The following is a 1,058-nucleotide window of genomic DNA, read 5'->3' as shown; positions in this document are numbered from 1 at the left end:
AGCGAACGCAGCAGGCGCCGCATGATCTTGCCCGAGCGCGTCTTCGGCAGGTTGTCGCCGAAGCGGATGTCCTTCGGCTTCGCGATCGGCCCGATCTGCTTGCCGACCCAGTCGCGCAGCGTCTTCGCGAGCGCCGCGGCCTCCTCGCCTTCCGGACGCGAACGCTTGAGCACCACGAACGCGACCACCGCCTCGCCCGTCGTGTCGTCAGGACGGCCGACCACGGCCGCCTCGGCCACCAGCTCGTGCGAGACCAGCGCCGATTCGATCTCCATCGTGCCGAGCCGGTGGCCCGACACGTTCAGCACGTCGTCGATCCGGCCCATGATCGTGAAGTAGCCGGTGTCCTTGTCGCGCACGGTGCCGTCGCCGGCGAGATACAGCGTGCCGCCGAGTTCTTCCGGGTAGTAGCTCTTCCTGAAGCGTTCCGGGTCGCCCCAGATCGTGCGGATCATCGCGGGCCACGGGCGCTTGACGACGAGAATGCCGCCTTGCCCGTTCGGCACGTCCTGGCCGGTTTCGTCGACCACCGCGGCCATGATGCCCGGCAGCGGCAGCGTGCACGAACCGGGCACGGTCGGCGTCGCGCCCGGCAGCGGCGTGATCATGTGGCCGCCCGTCTCGGTCTGCCACCACGTATCGACGATCGGGCAGCGCGCCTGGCCGACGTGCTTGTGATACCACATCCATGCTTCCGGATTGATCGGCTCGCCGACCGTGCCGATGATGCGCAGGCTCGACAGGTCGTAGCTCTTCGGATGCACCTTGTCGTCGGCCTCGGCGGCCTTGATCAGCGAACGGATCGCGGTCGGCGCGGTGTAGAACACGCTGACCTTGTGGTCGCCGATCATCTTCCAGAAGCGGCCGGCGTCAGGCCAGGTCGGCACGCCCTCGAACACGACCTGCGTGCCGCCGCAGGCGAGCGGGCCGTACGTGATGTACGTGTGGCCGGTGACCCAGCCGATGTCGGCCGTGCACCAGAACACGTCGGTGGGCTTCCAGTCGAAGGTCCACTTCATCGTCTGCGCGGCCCACAGCAGGTAGCCGCCGGTGCTGTG

1 protein-coding gene is annotated in these 1,058 nt (G+C 68.1%); it reads right to left on the bottom strand.

Features of this window, described 5'->3' with window-relative positions:
* The coding region (locus DPV79_RS41475) for an AMP-binding protein (RefSeq protein ID WP_165843647.1) at window positions 1-1,058 on the bottom strand (1,058 nt) is incomplete at both ends.

Origin of the sequence: Burkholderia reimsis (assembly GCF_003294055.1) — a bacterium.
Classification (GTDB): domain Bacteria; phylum Pseudomonadota; class Gammaproteobacteria; order Burkholderiales; family Burkholderiaceae; genus Burkholderia; species Burkholderia cepacia.
Note: the sequence above shows the minus strand (reverse complement) of the source record. Positions and strands in the feature narration are given on the sequence as shown.